General features: G+C 34.2%; 15 protein-coding genes and 3 pseudogenes. 16 read left to right on the top strand and 2 right to left on the bottom strand.

Annotated features, from left to right (window positions below; all coding sequences use genetic code 11):
* The first annotated feature begins 1 nt into the window (after position 1).
* The 15 genes and pseudogenes from A6J74_RS06550 to A6J74_RS30770 form a co-directional block, all read left to right on the top strand.
* Positions 2–373 (top strand): cupin domain-containing protein, encoded by a 372-nt coding sequence (locus A6J74_RS06550; protein ID WP_000688066.1) that lies wholly within the window; start codon positions 2–4, stop codon positions 371–373.
* A complete protein-coding gene (locus A6J74_RS06545; protein WP_000584250.1) occupies positions 370–798 on the top strand; it encodes a GNAT family N-acetyltransferase in 429 nt (142 codons plus the stop codon). The genes A6J74_RS06550 and A6J74_RS06545 overlap by 4 nt, the downstream gene beginning before the upstream one ends.
* 343 nt (positions 799–1,141) lie before the next feature.
* On the top strand, positions 1,142–1,438 hold the full coding sequence (locus A6J74_RS06540; protein WP_000918601.1) for a WXG100 family type VII secretion target: 297 nt from the start codon (positions 1,142–1,144) through the stop codon (positions 1,436–1,438).
* Positions 1,439–1,564: 126 nt separating this feature from the next.
* On the top strand, positions 1,565–5,284 hold the full coding sequence (gene esaA / locus A6J74_RS06535) for a type VII secretion protein EsaA (RefSeq protein WP_080609447.1): 3,720 nt from the start codon (positions 1,565–1,567) through the stop codon (positions 5,282–5,284).
* The gene (gene essA, locus A6J74_RS06530; protein ID WP_000595649.1) at positions 5,256–5,759 is read left to right on the top strand and encodes a type VII secretion protein EssA; all 504 of its coding nucleotides are present in this window, start codon (positions 5,256–5,258) and stop codon (positions 5,757–5,759) included. Before esaA ends, essA begins: the two co-directional genes overlap by 29 nt.
* Before the next feature lie 4 nt (positions 5,760–5,763).
* Positions 5,764–6,015, top strand: coding sequence for an EsaB/YukD family protein (locus A6J74_RS06525; protein ID WP_001007569.1), 252 nt, complete (start codon positions 5,764–5,766; stop codon positions 6,013–6,015).
* Positions 6,016–6,088: 73 nt separating this feature from the next.
* Entirely contained in the window at positions 6,089–7,288 is a 1,200-nt protein-coding gene (gene essB, locus A6J74_RS06520) for a type VII secretion protein EssB (protein ID WP_000137025.1), read from the top strand.
* A 39-nt stretch (positions 7,289–7,327) separates the two neighbouring features.
* A complete protein-coding gene (gene essC, locus A6J74_RS06515) occupies positions 7,328–11,833 on the top strand; it encodes a type VII secretion protein EssC (protein ID WP_000436761.1) in 4,506 nt (1,501 codons plus the stop codon).
* On the top strand, positions 11,830–12,660 hold the full coding sequence (locus A6J74_RS06510) for a DUF3952 domain-containing protein (protein ID WP_000768472.1): 831 nt from the start codon (positions 11,830–11,832) through the stop codon (positions 12,658–12,660). Before essC ends, A6J74_RS06510 begins: the two co-directional genes overlap by 4 nt.
* Positions 12,661–12,682: 22 nt before the next feature.
* Complete coding sequence (locus A6J74_RS06505) at positions 12,683–14,266, top strand: lipase family protein (RefSeq protein ID WP_000160312.1); 1,584 nt, start codon at positions 12,683–12,685, stop codon at positions 14,264–14,266.
* 39 nt (positions 14,267–14,305) lie between these two features.
* On the top strand, positions 14,306–14,566 hold the full coding sequence (locus tag A6J74_RS06500; RefSeq protein ID WP_000363098.1) for a hypothetical protein: 261 nt from the start codon (positions 14,306–14,308) through the stop codon (positions 14,564–14,566).
* A 1-nt stretch (position 14,567) separates the two neighbouring features.
* Positions 14,568–14,918 carry a DUF4176 domain-containing protein gene (locus tag A6J74_RS06495; RefSeq protein WP_000656378.1) on the top strand — a complete coding sequence of 117 codons (351 nt, stop codon included), beginning with the start codon at positions 14,568–14,570 and terminating at the stop codon, positions 14,916–14,918.
* A 75-nt stretch (positions 14,919–14,993) separates the two neighbouring features.
* Positions 14,994–15,116, top strand: a pseudogene (locus A6J74_RS29725) (DUF3952 domain-containing protein); the annotation flags it as partial.
* Positions 15,117–15,302: 186 nt separating this feature from the next.
* Positions 15,303–16,091: a hypothetical protein gene (locus A6J74_RS06485; protein ID WP_000265488.1), complete on the top strand. Its 789-nt coding sequence runs from the start codon at positions 15,303–15,305 to the stop codon at positions 16,089–16,091.
* Between the two features lie 99 nt (positions 16,092–16,190).
* A pseudogene (locus tag A6J74_RS30770) lies at positions 16,191–16,313 on the top strand (DUF3952 domain-containing protein); the annotation flags it as partial.
* 300 nt (positions 16,314–16,613) lie between these two features.
* On the opposite strand, the pseudogene A6J74_RS06480 reads toward A6J74_RS30770, so the two are convergent.
* Positions 16,614–16,847 (bottom strand): annotated as a pseudogene (locus A6J74_RS06480) (GNAT family N-acetyltransferase); the annotation flags it as partial.
* A gap of 213 nt (positions 16,848–17,060) precedes the next feature.
* Here A6J74_RS06480 and A6J74_RS06475 point away from each other — a divergent pair.
* Entirely contained in the window at positions 17,061–17,309 is a 249-nt protein-coding gene (locus A6J74_RS06475) for a polyprotein (protein ID WP_080609445.1), read from the top strand.
* Positions 17,310–18,817: 1,508 nt separating this feature from the next.
* Here A6J74_RS06475 and A6J74_RS06470 read toward each other — a convergent pair.
* Positions 18,818–19,354, bottom strand: a complete 537-nt coding sequence (locus A6J74_RS06470) for a hypothetical protein (RefSeq protein ID WP_080609443.1) — start codon at positions 19,352–19,354, stop codon at positions 18,818–18,820.
* Positions 19,355–19,503 lie beyond the last annotated feature (149 nt).

Raw genomic sequence — 19,503 nt, 5'->3', positions numbered from 1 at the left:
AGTGAAGATTTTTGATTTTAGTGAAAAATCGGGAAAGCGCATATCAGTATTTCAATCTAATTTCATAATGTCGAAAATAGTAAACCACCAAGGGAATGTACATATCGGTGCTATGCATTTACAAGAGAATGGAATAATTGGATATCATGAAGCAGTTGTATCACAACTGCTTCTTATTATGGACGGAGAAGGATATGTGTGTGGGGCAGATAAAGAAAAAATAAAGATAAGAGCTGGACAAGCTGTGTTTTGGGAGAAAGGAGAGTTTCATGAGACGAGTACAGAACATGGATTACTGGCAATTATTATGGAAGCGGAGAATCTTGAACAATCGATAGTAATGCCTATTAAGGATGGGGGTTGTGAAAAATGATAATAAAGGCGAATCAAGAAGATACAAGTAAAATATTAAAATATGCAGCCCAATCGCTTTTTGAAGGGACGAGAGGGAATTGCCAATTAAGTACAGAGGAAGCGATTGAAATTACAAAACCAATAGTAGAAAAGGGGGCATGTTATTTAGTCATTAAAGAAGAAAATAAAATATTAGGGTGGATATTAATAGGGGAAAATACTGACTATTTTTCTCGTGAAAAACTTGGATTTATATATGAGCTATACGTTTTTCCAGAGTATCGAGGGAGAGGATTATCGCGAGAACTGATGGAAGCTGGTATTAAGGAATTAAAGGAGAAGTATTCAGAAATTCGGTTGAATGTATTTGCTGGGAATTTTGCGAAAGAGATGTACGAAGAACTTGGGTTTGTTGAAAGACAGGTAATTATGACTTTGAAGTGAGAAAAATTGCGAGGCTGTATTTCTTTTAATTAAAGAATTTTAATAGAATTTTAATCAAACTTTTTAATGGAAAATATACGCATTCATGTTAGGGAATCTTTTTTTTTATTGTTAAGAATAACATTTGTAGAATTTGTTTAATTGATTTTTATTTTCAAGTAATAGTAGTTTCTTAAAAAATAATAAATTTATATTATACAATATATCGTTATTATATTGAAAGAGAAATTTTGGAAAAATATCATTTTTTTGTTTAGAAATTTTTAAATTATTGATATAATCAATTTGTAGAATTGATTATTGGTTAATTTTACTATTTTTAAATTTTAAGGGGGATTTAATAATGGCAGGACAAATTCGTATGTCACCAGAGGAGCTTAAATCAAAAGCGACTCGATATGGACAAGGTGCAAATCAAATTGAGGACATTTTACGTCAGCTACAAAACTTACAAAATGAATTAAGAGGAGAATGGGAAGGTCGTGCTTTTGAAGGTTTTGACCAACAGTTCAATCAATTAAAACCAAAAGTACAAAACTTCGCACAGCTATTACAAGAAATTAATATGCAGCTTAATAAAACTGCAGAGGCTGTTGCTAGACATGACGAAGATCTTTCTCGTAATTTCGGTCTACAATAAGACAGATAAAAAGAAATATATAATTTAGCCATGCAACCATACGTTGTATGGCTAAATTACTTTAAAACTAGAGTAAGATACGAAGTCTTTCAATTAATAGACTCGAGGTCGCAGGAGTGATAAGTAGTGAAAAAGTTCAGATGGAGCATCTTGTTGTTTATTATTTTAGCTCTTGTACTATCAACAGGGGTCTCCTATTTAGCATTAAATCAAAATGTTAAGAAAGCTAATGAGAATACTACACCAAAAATGACAGTTGCGTTGGTAAATGAAGATCAGGGCACTGTATTTGAGGGCAATAAAATAGCGTTTGGAGATCAATTTGTTAAAAATGTAAATAAAAATACGAAACAAGAATGGTACGTAGTTAGTCGCGGAGTAGCAGAAAATGGTTTGAAAAATAATAATTACAACATGATGATTGTTATACCAAACGATTTTTCTAGGAAAGCAGTTGCGATTGATTCAGAACTACCAGAGAAATTAACGTTAAACTACAAAGTAAATGCAACTGGGAATAACGATTTGAAAGCTGAGGCTGAGAATACGGCGTCTACAATTTTAGAAGATTTCAATAAGCAAATCATCGACGTTTATTTTGCAAGTATTATCGGTAAGTTGCAAGGTGCACAAGATAATATAGGGAAAATAATTGAAAAAGGAAACGTTCAAACAACTATGTACAAAAAAGATGTACATAGTCCTTTAGCAAATTACACAAATCAATTTAAAACAGTGCAAGATTATACTGGGGTTTCTGTTAATAGTTTTAAAGGATTTCAGGATGTATTAAAAGGTTTCGGTCAAGTGTTAGATGAAGAGAATAAATCTAACAATACTTACTTAGAAGGGTTTAATAACTTCCAAAAAATGCAATCTGATAATAATCTGTTAGCGAATAATTTTACGAGTCAATTTAATCAATACATGAGTGAAATGAATACAGGCGATGTTTTAAAGCAGTTAGGTGCATTGGAATCTGCTAATAAAGTGATTACAAATCAATTTACGCTTTCAGAGAAAGAACCAAATATTTTAGCTGATGCTTCAGCAATTCAAAAACATTTAACAGATGTAAAAAAACAAGTGTCAGAATATGATACAGAACTTGCAGGAAAGTTAGAAAGTGATATTCAAGAGACGGTAATTAAAAAGTTAAAGCAATCTATGTCGAACGATGGAAAGCAAGAGATCTTTATAAATACATTAATGAAACAACCAGACGTTCGAATAAAGAACCAAATCGAAAATTTAATTGCGAAATTACCTAGTTTAAACATGGAAGAAATCGTTCAAAGTGATTTGCCAGATACAACGAAATTACAATTGCAAAATGTAATCCAATTTACAAATAAATATAATAAAGAAAATAACTTTAATTATGATCCTGTAAATAAAATCTCTTTAGGAAACGCTATTAAAGAAGTAAAGGATAAACTTTATACAGAGGGAATTACATTTAGTGATACGGCGAAAGTAATTAAAATGGAATCTTCACAAACTTTGAAGATAAATATTCCAGAAGAATTTAAACTAGATGGAAGTACAGAAGCTTTACATATTGATGATGTGGATCGTACAAGTGACTTTCTTCAAAGCGAAGCAGGAGAAATTACAATAGCTCCTCGTAATGAAGGGGATATAAAGATTAGCTTGCATGTAAAGTTAAAAGATCCAAACATCAATATAGATGTTTTCTCTCCTGTAATGTGGCAGTGGGAATTGAGTGGGACTCATAAAAAAGAAACTAGTCCTGAAAAAGAAGATAAAGGAACACAAACTGAAAACAGCAAGGTGGAAAATGTGGTTCATAAATCACAGTATGGCATAATGCCGTTAGTACACAATGCTAAAAAGCCTATTATCAAAAAAATGGAAAACACAACAGGGAATAATGGAGGAAACCCAGGAGGCGGAACAGGGAAAGATAACGGAACCGGAGGAAACCCAGGAGGCGGAACGGGAACAGATAACGGAACTGGAGGAAACCCAGGAGGCGGACCGGGAACAGACAACGGAACCGGAGGAAACCCAGGAGGCGGACCGGGAACAGACAACGGAACCGGAGGAAACCCAGGAGGCGGACCGGGAACAGATAACGGAACCGGAGGAAGCCCAGGAGACGGAACAGGAACAGGTAACGGAACTGGAGGAAACCCAGGAGGCGGAACGGGGACAGACAACGGAACCGGAGGAAACCCAGGAGGCGGAACGGGGACAGATAACGGAACCGGAGGAAATCCAGGAGGCGGAACGGGGACAGACAACGGAACCGGAGGAAACCCAGGAGGCGGAACGGGGACAGATAACGGAACCGGAGGAAATCCAGGAGGCGAACCGGGAACAGATAACGGTAAAGTTATTGAAAGTACAACGAATCAAGTTGTACATCAAAAATCAGAAGAATTAACAAAAAATATATCTAGTGTATTAATAAAAGAAGCAGTAGATACAGTTGAAAGTTATCAAAGTTTAATTAGTTTATACGAAATGTATTATGGGATTGATTTAAGAACGCAAGATGTAGGTCCTAAGCTAGAAGAGGGAAGTTTAGATGCAATTGCAACTGAACAATCTTTGTACTACGTATTAAATAAACAAAGCTTAATTGATTTAATTTCAAACCTAGTTTCATCAGGTATTACGGCAGAAGTTAAGCAAGATATGACAGGTTTAAAGCAAAAAATAGACTCTTATCAACAATTCATTACTAGTGCGGATCAAAATTCAATGTTACTAGCAGAGAAATTAAATGTAACGACGCAACAAGCAACTAGTATGAATGAAAATTTAGGGGAATATTTAAAAGGTTTAGCGAAATGGCGTGAGAGTAGCTTAAAGCTAGTTGAAGAACAGCAAGTGCTAACAACAAATAATACTGGTGAGCAAACAGCCGTTTTATCGTTAGATTCTGGTATTAAATCATTAATGTCACAAAGTCAGTCATTGGTCGAGAGTTCGAAGCATAGTTTAGCAACTTCAGACGATGTTTATAAAACATTTGATCAAATTAATGGACAAGCAAAAGAAATTCAAGACAGCGGAACGACAATTGTTTCAAAAGCTGATTCATTATTAAATGACTTTACGAAGAAAATGGACGATGATAAAACATTCTCCAAAAACTTTACTAAAATTTTGGCTAATAGCCGAATTGGTGATCGCCAAAATGAAATGTTATATCAATTTTTATCTAGTCCAGTTCAGAAACAAAATGATGGAGTCATTGTAGCTGGTAATGCTTTTACACCATATTTAATCGTATTAACTTGTTTTATTGTTGCGTTATTTACAGCATACGCAATTGCGAATCAAGAAAAGAAACGAACGCAATTAGATCATTTTGAAGAGAAATTCTCATTAATTGATATGAATGTCCCAACTACAGTAGTAGCATTCGGTATATCAATTGTGGAAGGGATTAGTATAGGTATCATTTCTGGACGTCTTTTACAGTTTGGTCAGGATCAAAGTTTACTATGGATTGCGTTTATCACAATCATTATGATGGCGTTTGTATTGGTTTCAACATATTTATTGCGACAAATAAAAATGGTAGGGATGTTTATCCTATTAGTATTTTTAAGTATGTACCTATTTTTAACTGAAGCAGTTGGAAGTAAAGTAGATCAAATGTCATCAGTTGGAAAGGTACGTCAATTTTCACCACTTCAGTATATAGAAAGTTTTCTAAATGATTTTATTAGCGGTAAAGATACGGGGAAAGTTATTTTTATCGTATTGTTTGTAATTGCCATTATAGGGTTAGTTAGTAATCTATTTGTATGGCATAAGAAATGGGAGGAAAAAGAAGTAAATGATCAAACAATGGAGCATAGTGGCTAAGTTATCATTTCTCTCTATCCTTTTACTGTTTGTCGCGCTACCGATAAGGAGCGCGGCGGACAGTTATCTTGGTGATGATGGGAAGATTAAGTTTAAAGTGGATCGAATTGAAGAAAGCGACCAAGAAAAAAATAAAGAAGAACATAAGGAAACAGAATTAGATAAAGCATCAATTGAGTTATTTAGCAAAGACATAGAAGAAGAAATTCAGAAAAAGAAAAAGAAAGAACAAAAAGATATGGAAGCTTTACGAGATTCTCTTTTTATAAAACAAAAAGAAAATAATAGTGTGAAAGATATGAAAAATAGTTTGTTTAGCAGTGAATACGTTGTGAGAAAAAGTGCAGATGAAGTAGCGAGTAATGAAACAATGAACGAAAAGCCAATTGGTACAACAATCATATTATTATTTGGTGGTGGCATTGTACTTATTTGCATCGGTATTTATACGGTTCTTCGCAAAAGTTGGAGGTAAAGTAATGGCGATACAAACGCATATTAATGTAACGGTAGATTTTAGTAAATGGAATGGAAATACATATGATTTACGTATTCCGAATCATCAATCTATTAAATATTTATTGAAAAACTTATTAGATACGCTAAAGATTGATGATCATGAAGGTTCACATTTTGTAATGAAAGTGAAAAATAAGTCAATTGTTTTAACAGATAATGATCGTTTAATTGATCACCAAATAACAGACGGAGATATTTTACAAGTTTTATAAAGAATATTTCTTACTTTTAGTTTTTTGAAAATAAGTTATTACTGGTTATAAAGAAAAGGAGAAGAGGATAAACATGACGGAAAAAACAATTCAAATTGATGCAATGAACTATCAATTTCAAATAGAGAAAGAAAATTGGAAATTGGAGATGACAAAATCTCAAACACGTATAAAAGACTTCCGTCAATTCGATATAATTACGGGCACATCATCTGACTTTGTACCATTAACGATAGAAGAAACGGATGATATGTTTACGTTTCTATTTCAAGTCGACAAAAAATTATATAAGTGGGACGATCTTAGCCGTTTTGGAAGAAATGAGAAATTGAGGCTGCTTCGAAATGTTGCGCAATTTCATAAATATTTAAATAAACGAATTACGTTCTTTTTACATCCAGACAATATAGTTTTTAATGCGAATTTAATGCCAAGTATTATACATAGAGGAATTCGAGATATTGTTCCACCAACCCCGTTGTTAGAAGAGCAATTTTTAACGCAATACAAATGTCTAATTATTGCTTTATTCTCCGAAAAGCACAATTTTGATGATTTATATGCTGGGTTACTAAAAGATGCAAAAGAAACAACATTTGAACAGACAGTTGCTCAAATGGAAAGCTTAGATGCATTACTGCAGTTTCTTGATGATAGCTTTGAGAAGGAACAAACAAAAACAGAAAAAAGTATGCAGTTAGTACCTAAAAAGAGCTATAAATCGTTTAAATACTTAGCTTTTTCCTTCATAGCGGCGACAGTTGTTTTAGCTGCTCCTTTAATATATTTCACTTTTATAAAATTTCCTTATCAAAATAAATTGTTAGAAGCAAATGCGAGTTTCATAGCAACTGATTATGACAAAGTAATTACGCAATTAAATGAAGAGGAATTTGAATCATTACCGATTGCATCTAAATATGAGTTAGCATTTGCATACATTACAGTTGAAAAACTAGGTGAAGATCAAAAGAAATCGATTATGAAAAATATTAGTTTGAAAAGTGATGAAAAGTATTTGCTGTATTGGATGTATAACGGAAAAGGTAATTTTGATCAATCATTAGATTTAGCTAAGACACTTGATGATCCTCAGCTTATTATGTACGGCCTTGTTAAACAAATTGAATCGCTGAAAAATAATCCGGATTTATCAGGCGAAGAGCGTGATCAAAAATTAAAAACATATGAGCAACAATTAAATGAATATGAAAAGAAATATGGAAAATCATCAAACGATAAAGACTCGTCGAACACAGAGAAAAAAGAGTAAGCACTTGATGAGACAGTTGAAAAGGAGCAGTGAACACGGATGGAGCAACTATTAGTATTGACTTATGGAGACAAAGTATATAAGTGCACATTACATCCAAATGAGCAATCAATAGTGTCGATTGGAAAAGAGTGGACAAATGATATTACGAATCCATGTTTAGAACAAGAAGTAGAGTTAAAGTGGAATAATGAAGTAAATGCTTGGATGATACAAAATCAATTAATAGAGTTCAATAAGGAATTTGAGATTGTAAAAACTAAAGATGTGAGCTTGAAAATCTTTATCTCTATTATTGGCACAACTAAAGTGTTTGATATAGGAACGAAACATTCTCTTACAATTAGTCAAAACAGTTTTGATGATATTTCTATTACTGGGGCAAATATAGATTTAATGCTATCTCGTGAAACGCTGTACGATTCTTTTAATGTGAACGTATATGACGGGGAAGTATTTCATAATTATACAAGGCTAAAAGATAGCACTATGTTAGAAGCAGGAGACCAATTATATTTTGATGGCGTTTTAGTGGAGATAGGCAGTGAAGATATTCAAGTATTGTCTTCAGAAGATAAAGTGAAATCTACGTTACCTATTTTAGTAGAATCAGAAACGAATTATCAAAGTGGTTATCCAGACTATCATCGTTCACCACGTATTATTTACCGTGAACCAGAAGAGAAAATGACAATTGCAAAACCTTCAAGTATGCCGTCAAAACCGACTGAGCATTTGGCGAGAATTATTGCACCTGCCCTTGTCATGATTGTCGTAACAGTATTACTTGCTATCTTTATGAAATATGGAATGTTTATTATAGCATCCATTGCAATGACATTAGTAACGATTATTGTTTCTGTCACATCTTATATAAAAAATTTAAAGCAATATAAAATCGACATCGTTGAACGTGATAAAAGCTATAGAGAGTATATAAAACAAAAAACGAAAGATTTACATGCAGAAAGTGAAAAACAGCGTCATGCATTACATTATCATAATCCAAATGTTGAGGTTATACGTAATATGGCTGTTCAAGTAAATCCTCGTATTTATGAAAAAACAATGCAACATCATGATTTCTTAACATTTAGCGTTGGTACAGGGCAAGCTAATACGAGTTTTGAAATTCAATTTAATGAAGAAGAATTTAGTCAAACGAAAGATGAATTAATTGATATAGCACGTGAACTAAGACAGCGTTATCTATCATTGGAAGATGTACCCGTTGTAACAGATTTAATGAATGGACCAGTCGGTTATATTGGCCAACGCTTCTTAGTGTTAGAGCAATTACAATTATTAGTTGCACAAACGGCTTTATTCCATAGTTATTATGACTTGCAGTTTATTACTATTTTTCCTGAAGAAGAAAAAGAAAAATGGGATTGGATGCGCTGGTTACCTCATGGAAGTGTTCGCGATATAAATGTACGTGGATTTGTATACCATGATCGTAGCCGTGATCAAGTGTTAAATAGTTTGTATCAAATATTGAAAGAACGAAAATTAAAACTAGACGAAAAGAGTTCAACTAATGAAAAAATGTATTTTGCACCGCACTATGTCGTTCTCATTACAGATGAAAAACTAATACTAGACCATGTTGTTATGGAATTCTTTAATGATGATCCGAGTCAATTAGGTGTATCACTTGTATTTGTACAAGATGTTATGCAAAGTTTACCGGAGCATGTGAAAACGGTAATAGACATAAGAGATGCAAAACAAGGGAACATCATCTTAGAGCAAGGAGAACTTGTAAACCGTCAATTTAAACTAAATCACGTACCGAAAGGGTTCAATTTAGAAGATGTTTCACGAGCATTAGCACCGTTAAATCATTTGCAAAACTTAAAAAATAGTATTCCAGAAAGCGTAACATTTTTAGAAATGTACGGCGTTGAAAAAGTAAAAGAACTGAATATCACAAGTCGTTGGGAGAAAAATGCAGCGCATAAATCTTTAGCTGTACCACTTGGATTACGTGGTAAAGAAGATATCGTAAACTTAAACTTACACGAAAAAGCACACGGACCACACGGATTAATAGCAGGTACAACAGGTTCAGGTAAATCGGAAATTATACAATCGTATATTTTATCTCTAGCAGTCAATTTCCACCCGTACGAAGTAGCCTTTTTACTAATTGACTATAAAGGCGGCGGAATGGCGAATTTATTCAAAAACTTACCGCATTTATTAGGAACAATTACGAACTTAGATGGAGCACAAAGTATGAGAGCGCTCGCATCAATTAAAGCTGAATTGCAAAAAAGACAACGCTTATTTGGGGAAAATGATGTAAACCATATTAATCAGTATCAAAAACTGTATAAAGAAGGCTTAGTAAGTGAACCGATGCCGCATCTATTTTTAATTAGTGATGAATTCGCGGAACTGAAGTCAGAACAACCAGAATTTATGAAAGAGTTAGTTTCAACAGCGCGTATCGGTCGTTCACTCGGAATCCATTTAATATTAGCTACGCAAAAACCGAGTGGTGTTGTAGATGATCAAATTTGGAGTAACTCGAAATTCAAACTAGCACTAAAAGTTCAAAATACGTCAGATAGTAATGAAATTTTAAAAACGCCGGATGCTGCTGAAATTACATTACCAGGGCGTGCTTACTTACAAGTTGGGAATAATGAAATTTATGAACTATTCCAATCAGCTTGGAGCGGGGCAGACTATGTAGAAAATAAAGAGGATAAAGAGCATTTAGACGCAACAATATATGCAATAAATGATCTAGGACAATATGAAATATTAAGTGAAGACTTAAGTGGACTTGGTAGTAGTAAAGAAGTAATAAGCGTACCATCTGAACTTGATGCTGTTATTGGCTACATTCACGATTACGCAGAAATAAATGAAATTGAAGCGTTAGCTAGACCGTGGTTACCACCACTTCCAGAAAGCGTATATTTACAAGACTTACACGCTATTCAGTTCAAAGAAGCATGGACGAAAGAAAAGAAACCATTAAAAGCAACAGTTGGTTTATTAGACCAGCCTGAATTGCAATCACAAACACCATTAACATTAGATATTAGTAAAGACGGACACGTAGCAGTCTTCTCAAGTCCAGGTTACGGAAAATCAACATTCTTACAATCAGTCATTATGGATGTAACTCGTCAGCATAGTCCGGAGCATTTGCATGTGTATTTAGTGGACCTTGGAACAAATGGTCTTCTACCTTTAAAAGGATTACCTCATGTAGCGGATACGATTACAATTGACGAATCAGAAAAATGTTTAAAGTTTGTTGAAAGATTAACTCAAGAAATGAAAAATCGTAAACGATTATTAAGTGAATATGACGTTGCGAGTATTGAAATGTATGAAAAGGCAAGTGGGAAAGAAATACCACATATTATTATTGCAATCGATAATTATGATGCAGTAAAAGAAGCAAAATTCTATGAGAGCTTTGAAATGATAATTATGCAAATTGTCCGAGATGGTGCTAGTTTAGGAATTCATACTTTAATAAGTGCAGGACGACAAAACGCACTTAGAATTCAATTGTACAATAATATTAAAATCCAAACTTGTCTATATATGATTGATCAGAGTGAAGTAGCTAGTATTGTAGGGAGATCTGATATAAAAGTGGAAGAAACAGCAGGAAGAGCGTTAATAAAACTAGAATCTCCTACATTATTCCAGGCTGCATTACCTACGAAAGCAGAAGATGAACTACAACAAATTCAATTATTACAACAAGAAGCAAATGATATGGATCGAGAATGGGATGGAGAACGTCCGAAGGCAATTCCAATGATGCCAGAAGTGATTGATATTGCTACGTATCGTAAAAATAAAGACGTTACAAAAGCTCTACAAGCAGGAAGAATTCCAATGGGGCTTGATTTTGCAAATGTAGAAGTTGTAGCTCATGATATTGCGGTGAATGATCATTTAATGATTTATAGTGTAGATGATAGTATGGGAAAACAAATTGTATCTAGTATCCTATCTCAATTGAATAAAGATTATTTTGAAAGTGTGACATTAGTGGATACAGCAGAGTATAGTTTCGTTCAATATAAAGACAATGTGACGCACTACATTGTAGACGAAAATGAAATAAATATGCATGCGAAGTATTGGATGGAAGTAATTCGCGAACGAGCTTTTGAATTAGCACAAGCAAGACAAGAAGGTAGAGAAATTCCTGCATTCACAAAACAACTCATTATCATGACAAATGTTGAAGAGTTTAGTAAATTTGTTTATTTAGAAATGGAGGATGCAGCGACTTTAATTGATTTATCTCGTACAGTAGGTATTTACTTTGTATTAGCAGGTCACCACGACTACATGGACCGAAATCGTGAAGCTCTACCTATGAAAATGAGAAGTAAACTAACAGCAGCAATTATCGCAATGCCATTAAATGATCAAAGTATCTTCAATATAAAATATATAAGCAACGAAGCGCCATTAGGTAAAGATGAAGTGTATTACTATCAAAAAGGGAACATAATGAAACTAAAAATGCCTAGAGTAACTAACGAGGTGACAGTATGAAATTAAAGAAGAAAGCTAAGGTGATGATAGTCGTGTCAATAGTGGCAAGTTTATTAAGTGGGTGTGGTTTTGGGGAAAAGCAAATAGATTATAAGCCATTTGTCAAAGCTTTGGATGAAGGTGACATGAGAAAGGTTATGTCTGCGAGTGATGATGGGTATGCGTATGTGAAGGAACGGGTTATTGATTTTACGACAGAAAAAAATGGTGATGACAGAATTCATAATACACTATATCAAACTACTGAAGGTATATATAATTTGAAAGAAAAATTGTTATATGGAATAACGTCTCAAAAAATAACAAGTAAAACAAAAGATATAAAGGATAGGCATAAGGATATTAATTATAAAGAAGAAGAAAAATATAATACCAACTTTATGTATAAAAACGGAAAACTTCAAGGTTCGGATTCAAATTTAGATATTTCTCCTGTGAAATTGATATTTAATAGATTACAAGGTGTAGGGAATTTAAAACTGAAAGCAGATGGTAATAGAAAAAAATTTAATGAACCAAATTCAGTTGGATTTACTTTAACAGAAGCACAATTTCAAGAAATAATTAATGATAAATTAAAATTGCAATATAATAAATTTGAAAATGCATCAATTGTACTTAACTTTAACGATTCAATAGACAATGAAAAACACCCAATGCAAATAACAGAATTAACAATTTCAATTGACTATGAGAAGAAAAATGATGAAGGTAAAATGTTAACGCATAGTCAACAAATATATGTTTATTTTAGTAGTAAAAAAGATAACAATCAGGAAGCTAAGAAAGAGTTTGTAAATTATGAAAAACAATATAAAAATAAGTAATTAAATGGGAAGGTGAAGTGGTTTGACGAAAGGTGTGGAAAAGACAGAAAATTATAGATTGACTTCGGATTGGGGGAAATTGAAACTAGCAGGAGAAGATATATATAGTTTCAATAACAGCGAAGAGCCATATAATAAAACAGGAGAAAACGGCAGGGAATTAAACATAAATACTTTAGAAGAAAAATTTGGTGCAACACTTATAGAGGTTGAAGTGGATAAAGATACAGGATTTGCAGCTTATGCCTTTAAGGATAATAAAACAGGAGAAGTTGTTATTTCGTATGTTGGAACGGAAGCTGGAAAAGACAATAATAGTGATGTAGTAGTGGATGCGGAGATAGGTGGTCATAATTTAACCAATGCAAATAAATTAGTGTTTAATGATTGGGAACATGAGTTAGAAGTAAAACAATATGATCAAGGAGAGGCATTTTACGAAAAAGTGAAACAATATGCTGATGGTAAAACCATTAGTATAACAGGACATTCTTTGGGCGGAGGTATTGCAAATACAGTAGCATTAAGGCATCAAGAAGACGATATTGATGTTTTAGCGCTAAATCCAGCACCAGTTTTAAATCGAGATGTAGATAAGTTTGGTAATGGCTTTGATATGAAAAATGTTCGGAATATTATTAATCAGAATGATCCACTACATATTGGGATAAAGGCAGCAGACTTCACACTTCCAGGAAGAATGTATAAAATCCCAAATCAAGCAGGACACTCATATGCTTTTACAGCGAAGGATTATGATGAAAGTGGGCACCTAATATGGCTTGATAAACTAGCAAGTGATAACGATACAGGGTGGGATATTATTCCGGGGATTCTGGAGCTATCCCAATCTACTGGTGCAATATATACAGGAACTATAAATGACGTATTTCATAGAAAAGTTTCTATCCAGGAAGAAAAAATAGCTGGAAATGCAATTAATTTGATACTAAGCGTAACGCCAATTTCTACTATTTTAGGTGGGATATTATGGTATTCGGACGTTATGCAAGGTAGCAAGGAGCTTGAAAAGCTAAAAGATATAGTTCAAGAAGGTTTTTCAAGATTAAATACAAAGTATGAAGGGCTAAAATCCCAAATTACAGCAGAAGCAATTCAATTTAGCCTAATGGCTACAATTGAAATTAAAAGCGCAGTAGATACAGCTGTAGAGTGGATTGAAACAACTTTAGCGAAATGTAAGGAAAAAGTTTTAGAAGTATTAGAGTCTGTATTTAATACTGCTATAAATTTTTTGGCTGGAAGTGTTGTAGTATATTTAGCTACAAGTGAAATTTTAGAAATTGCAAAAGAAGTAGCAGCTTCTTACGTGCAAGATTTACTAGATTTGTTTAAAGGAGATTTTGTGGTAGATACAAATGTAGCTGTAATTGTATCTGAACATATATTAAGTCATCGTCACTCATTATTAAATCTCTTTATGAATGATAATAGCAGGGGGATAAACCGTTCTTTATTAGGTGAAATTGCTAAAGATGTAAAGGAGTTATCAAAGGATTTAAAGCAATTAAACGACGATGTTTCAGAGGCAGTATTTTCTATGTTTGCAAAAGATGAAGAATTAGGGGCAGTTTCATATTATTAAAACTCCAAGTTTATAAATTTAAAAGAGAGGGGTATGAAGGTGGATTTACATACGATAATGTCAAGAGTTCATAGTACATTTCCAGCTAGTGGTGGACGAGAACAAATTATAAACGTTGTAGTGCAATTGGAAAAAGCAGCTGCATCTTTAACTGGGGATATTAGAAGGTTAGAGAGTAGTATTGATAGTACATTACAAGGGAAAACACGTGAGGCATTTATTGATCGTATCCGTCAATTAGAGAAAAAAAGACAAAAAATAGAAGAGAAAATTAGCGTACTAAAAGGGACAGTGAATTAATATGAAAGATTATATGGATAAAGTATTACCTTTAGGCAGTGTTGTGAGATTGGCTCTTAAAGAAGAGGAAAATGTAGAGTATGTAATCACTACGAGAGGTTTATTACTTGATGAAAACACATTCTATGATTATGGCGGAGTGTTGCATCCAGTGGGTTTAACCGAAGAGACATATAAATTATTTAACCACGCGGATATTGCAGAGGTTAAATTTGAAGGGTATCGAAATAAAGTTGAAGGTCAATTTGCAGCTAAATTTAAAATGTGGCGGAATGAGTTTGTTGAAAAAGTAATTGAAAAAAATAAAAAGAAACAACAAGAACAAGAGTTAGAAATAAAGGGAAAAAAATAAATTAAAAAGGAAATAAGCTTTCCTCTTCCAAAATGGAAAGAGGGAAGCTTATTTTGATTGATTAAGGGTGTCAGTATGAAGTTAAAGAAGAAAGTTAAGATGATGATAGTTATGCCAATAACAACAAATTTATTAAGTGTATGTGGTTTTGGGGTGACGAAGATAGAACATGAGAGATTAGTAAAGGCATTTGATGAGAAAGAAGACTATTTGAACTATCAAAAGGCATTCTGATTATGTACGGTAATTAATGTAGTGATGATATACATAGAAGATTATCTAAATTTAGTTACACAAAGATGAATGTACTTAAAAAAATTAGGAATGTAATGGGATTTTAGTAAATGGAAATTACTTAAACTGTTTAGAAGGTGAAAAATCAGGATGTGGAAAATAAAAGAAGAAGATTTAGAACAATTTAGAATAACATGCAAAAGGCGTTTAAGTCCTGAGGGTGCAACAGGGTTTATGCTAGGAACAATAATTTTTGATTCATTAGTGATGTTTTTTATTATTTTAGCATTAACTAAAACAGGGTGGGCTTTCTATTCAAAACCTTTTGAGAAAGTAATTGTTAGTATGGAGCTTGTATTGTACAGCCTTCAACTAATTTTTTTAATACTATATTTATTTCCAAAAGCTCGTTTTAAATTTCAAAAACTACAAGCGCTTGTCGTATTATTATACGCATTTCAACTTGGCACTATAGGATGGACGGTTTTTATTCTTCCAGGGATGAGCGATTATTCAATTAATTCTAATACACTTATTTTTGTAAGTTTATTATTGTTAGGAGCAGTTGTTTATCATATTGTCACAACAATTGATACATTTAAACAGGCAAGTAAAGGTGCGTTTAGTATGGATGAAAGAGCTACTTCATTTTTCAGTGAAACAAAATTGAATGTGCTCAAAGGAACTGTAATTTATGTGTTAAGTCTACTTATTTTAATTTATGTAAATAGTTCTTACTCATTAGATACAATGTTTGGCTATTTAATATTTACAGTGATTATGTATGCAGTAGCTATTGGTGCAGCTGAATTCCAATTATTAGCCTATTGCAGATTTAAATTTCCGTCATTTTATATTTCGTGGGAAGAACATGAAAGAGAACGCCAGAAAAGAGTAAAACTTTATGAAGAAAAGGAAAAAAGAGAGGCAAGGAAATGAATTGAGGGAAGAATGGTTTGAATTCTAAAAGATACATACTATAGACTAATTTTGAAGTTAGAATGAAAACATTATTCATAAGTTAACCAATAGAGAGGAGAGGGGAAATTAGTAGAAAATATGTTCCAAATCAAAACGTATTTTAATAGAAAACAGAATAATAACCAAGATGCGAGACAGGAATATATTGATTTTAAAGCACAGTATAAAAAGAAACAGTAAAATAAGAAAGGAACTAGCATGTAAAAATAAGAACGACATAAGTGTGGTGAATGTTTCATAAATATTTCTATTTGTAGTGGAAAGAATTCGAGAATAAACATGCAGCCCCAATTGCTGGAGGAGATGCAACAATTAGGGGCCGTTTATCTGTCTAAATTTAGCTTGAATACATAACATATTTTAGTTAGAGTCATCGCTTCACAAGTAGTTTCTCCATCTCCTTAATAACGGTATGAAATTTTTGTATAATTTACTTTTATTGCTAAGTGACAACTATTTCCGTATATAGAGTAGCCCTTATTATCGGTACATCGTCCACATTCCAATATCTTTAAACCCTAGTCGTTTATAAATACGTCCAGCTGCTGGATTGTTATAAAACAAACAAAGTGTTCGGCCTTCTTTCGTAAAGTCTTGAATCATTTTTTGCAATATAAGCGAAGCATATCCATTGCCGCGGTAGTTCGGATGCGTACATACGCCAACAACCATGGCAGATAATGAATTTTCAGCGGAAGTTGAGGCGGATGTTAAGCCTGATGAGGTGTTATCTATGAGTGACCACTCTTTTAGTTATTCGTTTAGGAAAATTATAGAGGTTACAGACTTGTGAGTCAATAACTATTCAGTTGGAACTTGTGAGGTAGTATTCGACAAAAGTAGGTGCCGTCTCAGGTGGTATTGATAGGGAAAAATTTGGGGATAAATAGAATAACTATTTATGAAAACTAAGAGGAGGAATATAAAATGTTTAAGTGGTTTAAGAAGTGGGTTAACGGGCACGACAACCTAGATCAGGCTGCTATTGAGTTTTATATCGGTGACGATAGAGTCGTTCTCATAGGTGCTGATGCAAGGAACTTTGTCGCTAACTTTAATAAGAAATACCAAACTCTATATGTTGAAAATAAATTAACTGGAATGAATATACGATTTAGGGTGTTTCATGTGGGTACCTACAAGAGAACAACTTATAAAGTAGCAACTGGGAGGTAGGAAACTGATAGATTTTATGGAAGTAGTAATGAGCAAGTAGTTTGCTGGCTCGGTCGCCTTGTTAGTTGTAGCTATAGGGAGTTGGTTCTTCCTTTGGAGTGATGTACCTAAAAAGAAGTGAGGCATCCAGCTCAGGGGGAACGATAAAGTTTTTAATCGATTGGTTACAACTACAGAGGAAGACTCCATTGTTTCACACCTCCACCCCGACGCACTGACTATTCCCACATATGAGTCAGGAACTATTCGAGGTCATATGACCATGAAAGTATTACCCCTCCAGAGTATGCCTCCTTATATCTTATCCACCAGTATACCTACAGAGGTATAGTTACAGAGGAATTGCATAGCCTACAGAGACAGCAACCCTTTAGTACCAACTAGTGAGCTTGCCTCCCAGTGAATATGACTGAGTAGATATACACTAGTGTGACCCCTAACAGACCTGCTACCTCATACAGTAATTTATTCAAAGGACTAGTAGATGTGGCACCAACCTAGATGTATCAAGGAGGCAGATACCCTAGAGTATACCTACAGATCTATACATGTAGTTTACATAATCAATCTTATAGGTAGTAATCCTTTTGGTTACAACGAGCTAGCCGAAAGTAAGGTTCCTGAAAGTGCCTCCATCTAGACGCCTCTCTCAGCCCTCATATAGAGACATCATACCAATAAACCTACCCTATATATCCATGCCTCGCAGAGAGCCTCCTATCCCCCTCATATGGCGTGTCTACAGAGAGGTAGCTATTATAGCCCTGCCTAACAGGTACACACTACACACAGGCTATGCCTACACAGCACACACAGAGACAGCCTGCTACACTACACAGGCACATAGCCCTGCCTTACTAGATACACACAGAGACAGCCACTACATTGTGTATACTCATAAGACTATTTGTATTTATTTACTTATGTGCTTATGCCCTCACAGACACGCCTGTACGCTTGCACATAGAGCTAGCCTACTCAGTGTACTGCTTACGTGCTGTTGACTCACAGTGGGCTACAGAGGGCGGGCTAAGGAGGAGCGGTGGCTCAAGGGGGGTACCCTAATTTCCTAAACGGGGGGCGTATGTGCGTACCCGCACCGAGACTTATGTAGTAGAAATCATATAGGAAAATCGACCCCTAGTATTTATCTCCCTAGACAAACCCTTTGAGACAGCACCTCCCTAGCCACTCCTCTCAGCGTACCTACCAATGAGACAGCCTACAGAGTATCGTCCTCACCAGATTTCTACCTAGTACATTATGTACCAATTAGAATTTTTTAGAATTTACAGAGTCGGAACATCGAGGCTAATCTAAGGGGGTTAAAAAAACCTCTATAGACACAAACTCACCAGTCATACCTACAGAGACGCTACCTCATATAGACTTTTAAATATTTAAATACATTGGCTAGTTAGTGTACCTCATCTTGAGGGAGACTACAGAGTAAATCATTGAGTGTAAAAATCACACCCAGAGGTCGGCGCTTGAGAGTTAATTTAACTCTATAGTCCTATCACTCTATCGTCATGTACTGATGAGACGGCCACTGCCTGACCGAGTTTTAAATGTAGTTGTTGCTCATAGTCGATTTCATAAGTCTTAACCTCAGTAGCCGTATGCTCCTCGATATTCAGCAACTGATTACGGACTTCCTTAGCTACTTCCGAGTCACGTAGTAACATTCCTACTCGGAGGATTGCTCTCTTAGGGAACAAATATGCAGAGGCCACAAATTTACCTAATCCGTACTTTTCAAGGCTACCTTCATCTTGAAGGTCACCCTTAATTTTTTTTAGTTCTCCTTGTTTTACAATAATCATTCCATCTGATGTTAACTCTTCTTTGTTTCTTAGTATTACATTGTCAATGGCTTTCTTTCCAATATCGTAAAAATCAGCAACTTGTTTTGATGTAGCTACTTCCAACTCTGGTAATAGTAGAAGTTGTTTCACCCTCTCCAGAACTTCCACTCGTTCTACTAAGCTGTCACGCTCCACCTTGTTATCTATTACCTCAATAGTTACTTTTAAATTACTCATTAATATTCCCCCTTAGTTATAATCAGCTGTCCGTTGAGCAAGCCTACCAAGCTACTGTCTCCTTAGTCATACCCCAGTATTACCTATATGCAATATATAGAATTACTATTGAGGTACCTCCCAGACCTAAATTATAATTAGGGCTATAA

The organism is Bacillus sp. FDAARGOS_235, from assembly GCF_002073415.2.
Lineage (GTDB): Bacteria > Bacillota > Bacilli > Bacillales > Bacillaceae_G > Bacillus_A > Bacillus_A toyonensis.
This window is presented reverse-complemented; position numbering and strand designations above follow the sequence as displayed.

Coding starts and splice junctions, on each gene's coding strand:
- essB (WP_000137025.1), top strand. CDS start 6,089: ATGACGGAAAAAACAATTCAAATTGATGCAATGAACTATCAATTTCAA.
- A6J74_RS06540 (WP_000918601.1), top strand. CDS start 1,142: ATGGCAGGACAAATTCGTATGTCACCAGAGGAGCTTAAATCAAAAGCG.
- A6J74_RS06470 (WP_080609443.1), bottom strand. CDS start 19,354: ATGAGTAATTTAAAAGTAACTATTGAGGTAATAGATAACAAGGTGGAG.
- A6J74_RS06485 (WP_000265488.1), top strand. CDS start 15,303: ATGTGGAAAATAAAAGAAGAAGATTTAGAACAATTTAGAATAACATGC.
- essC (WP_000436761.1), top strand. CDS start 7,328: ATGGAGCAACTATTAGTATTGACTTATGGAGACAAAGTATATAAGTGC.
- A6J74_RS06475 (WP_080609445.1), top strand. CDS start 17,061: ATGTTTAAGTGGTTTAAGAAGTGGGTTAACGGGCACGACAACCTAGAT.
- A6J74_RS06510 (WP_000768472.1), top strand. CDS start 11,830: ATGAAATTAAAGAAGAAAGCTAAGGTGATGATAGTCGTGTCAATAGTG.
- A6J74_RS06495 (WP_000656378.1), top strand. CDS start 14,568: ATGAAAGATTATATGGATAAAGTATTACCTTTAGGCAGTGTTGTGAGA.
- A6J74_RS06525 (WP_001007569.1), top strand. CDS start 5,764: ATGGCGATACAAACGCATATTAATGTAACGGTAGATTTTAGTAAATGG.
- essA (WP_000595649.1), top strand. CDS start 5,256: ATGATCAAACAATGGAGCATAGTGGCTAAGTTATCATTTCTCTCTATC.
- A6J74_RS06545 (WP_000584250.1), top strand. CDS start 370: ATGATAATAAAGGCGAATCAAGAAGATACAAGTAAAATATTAAAATAT.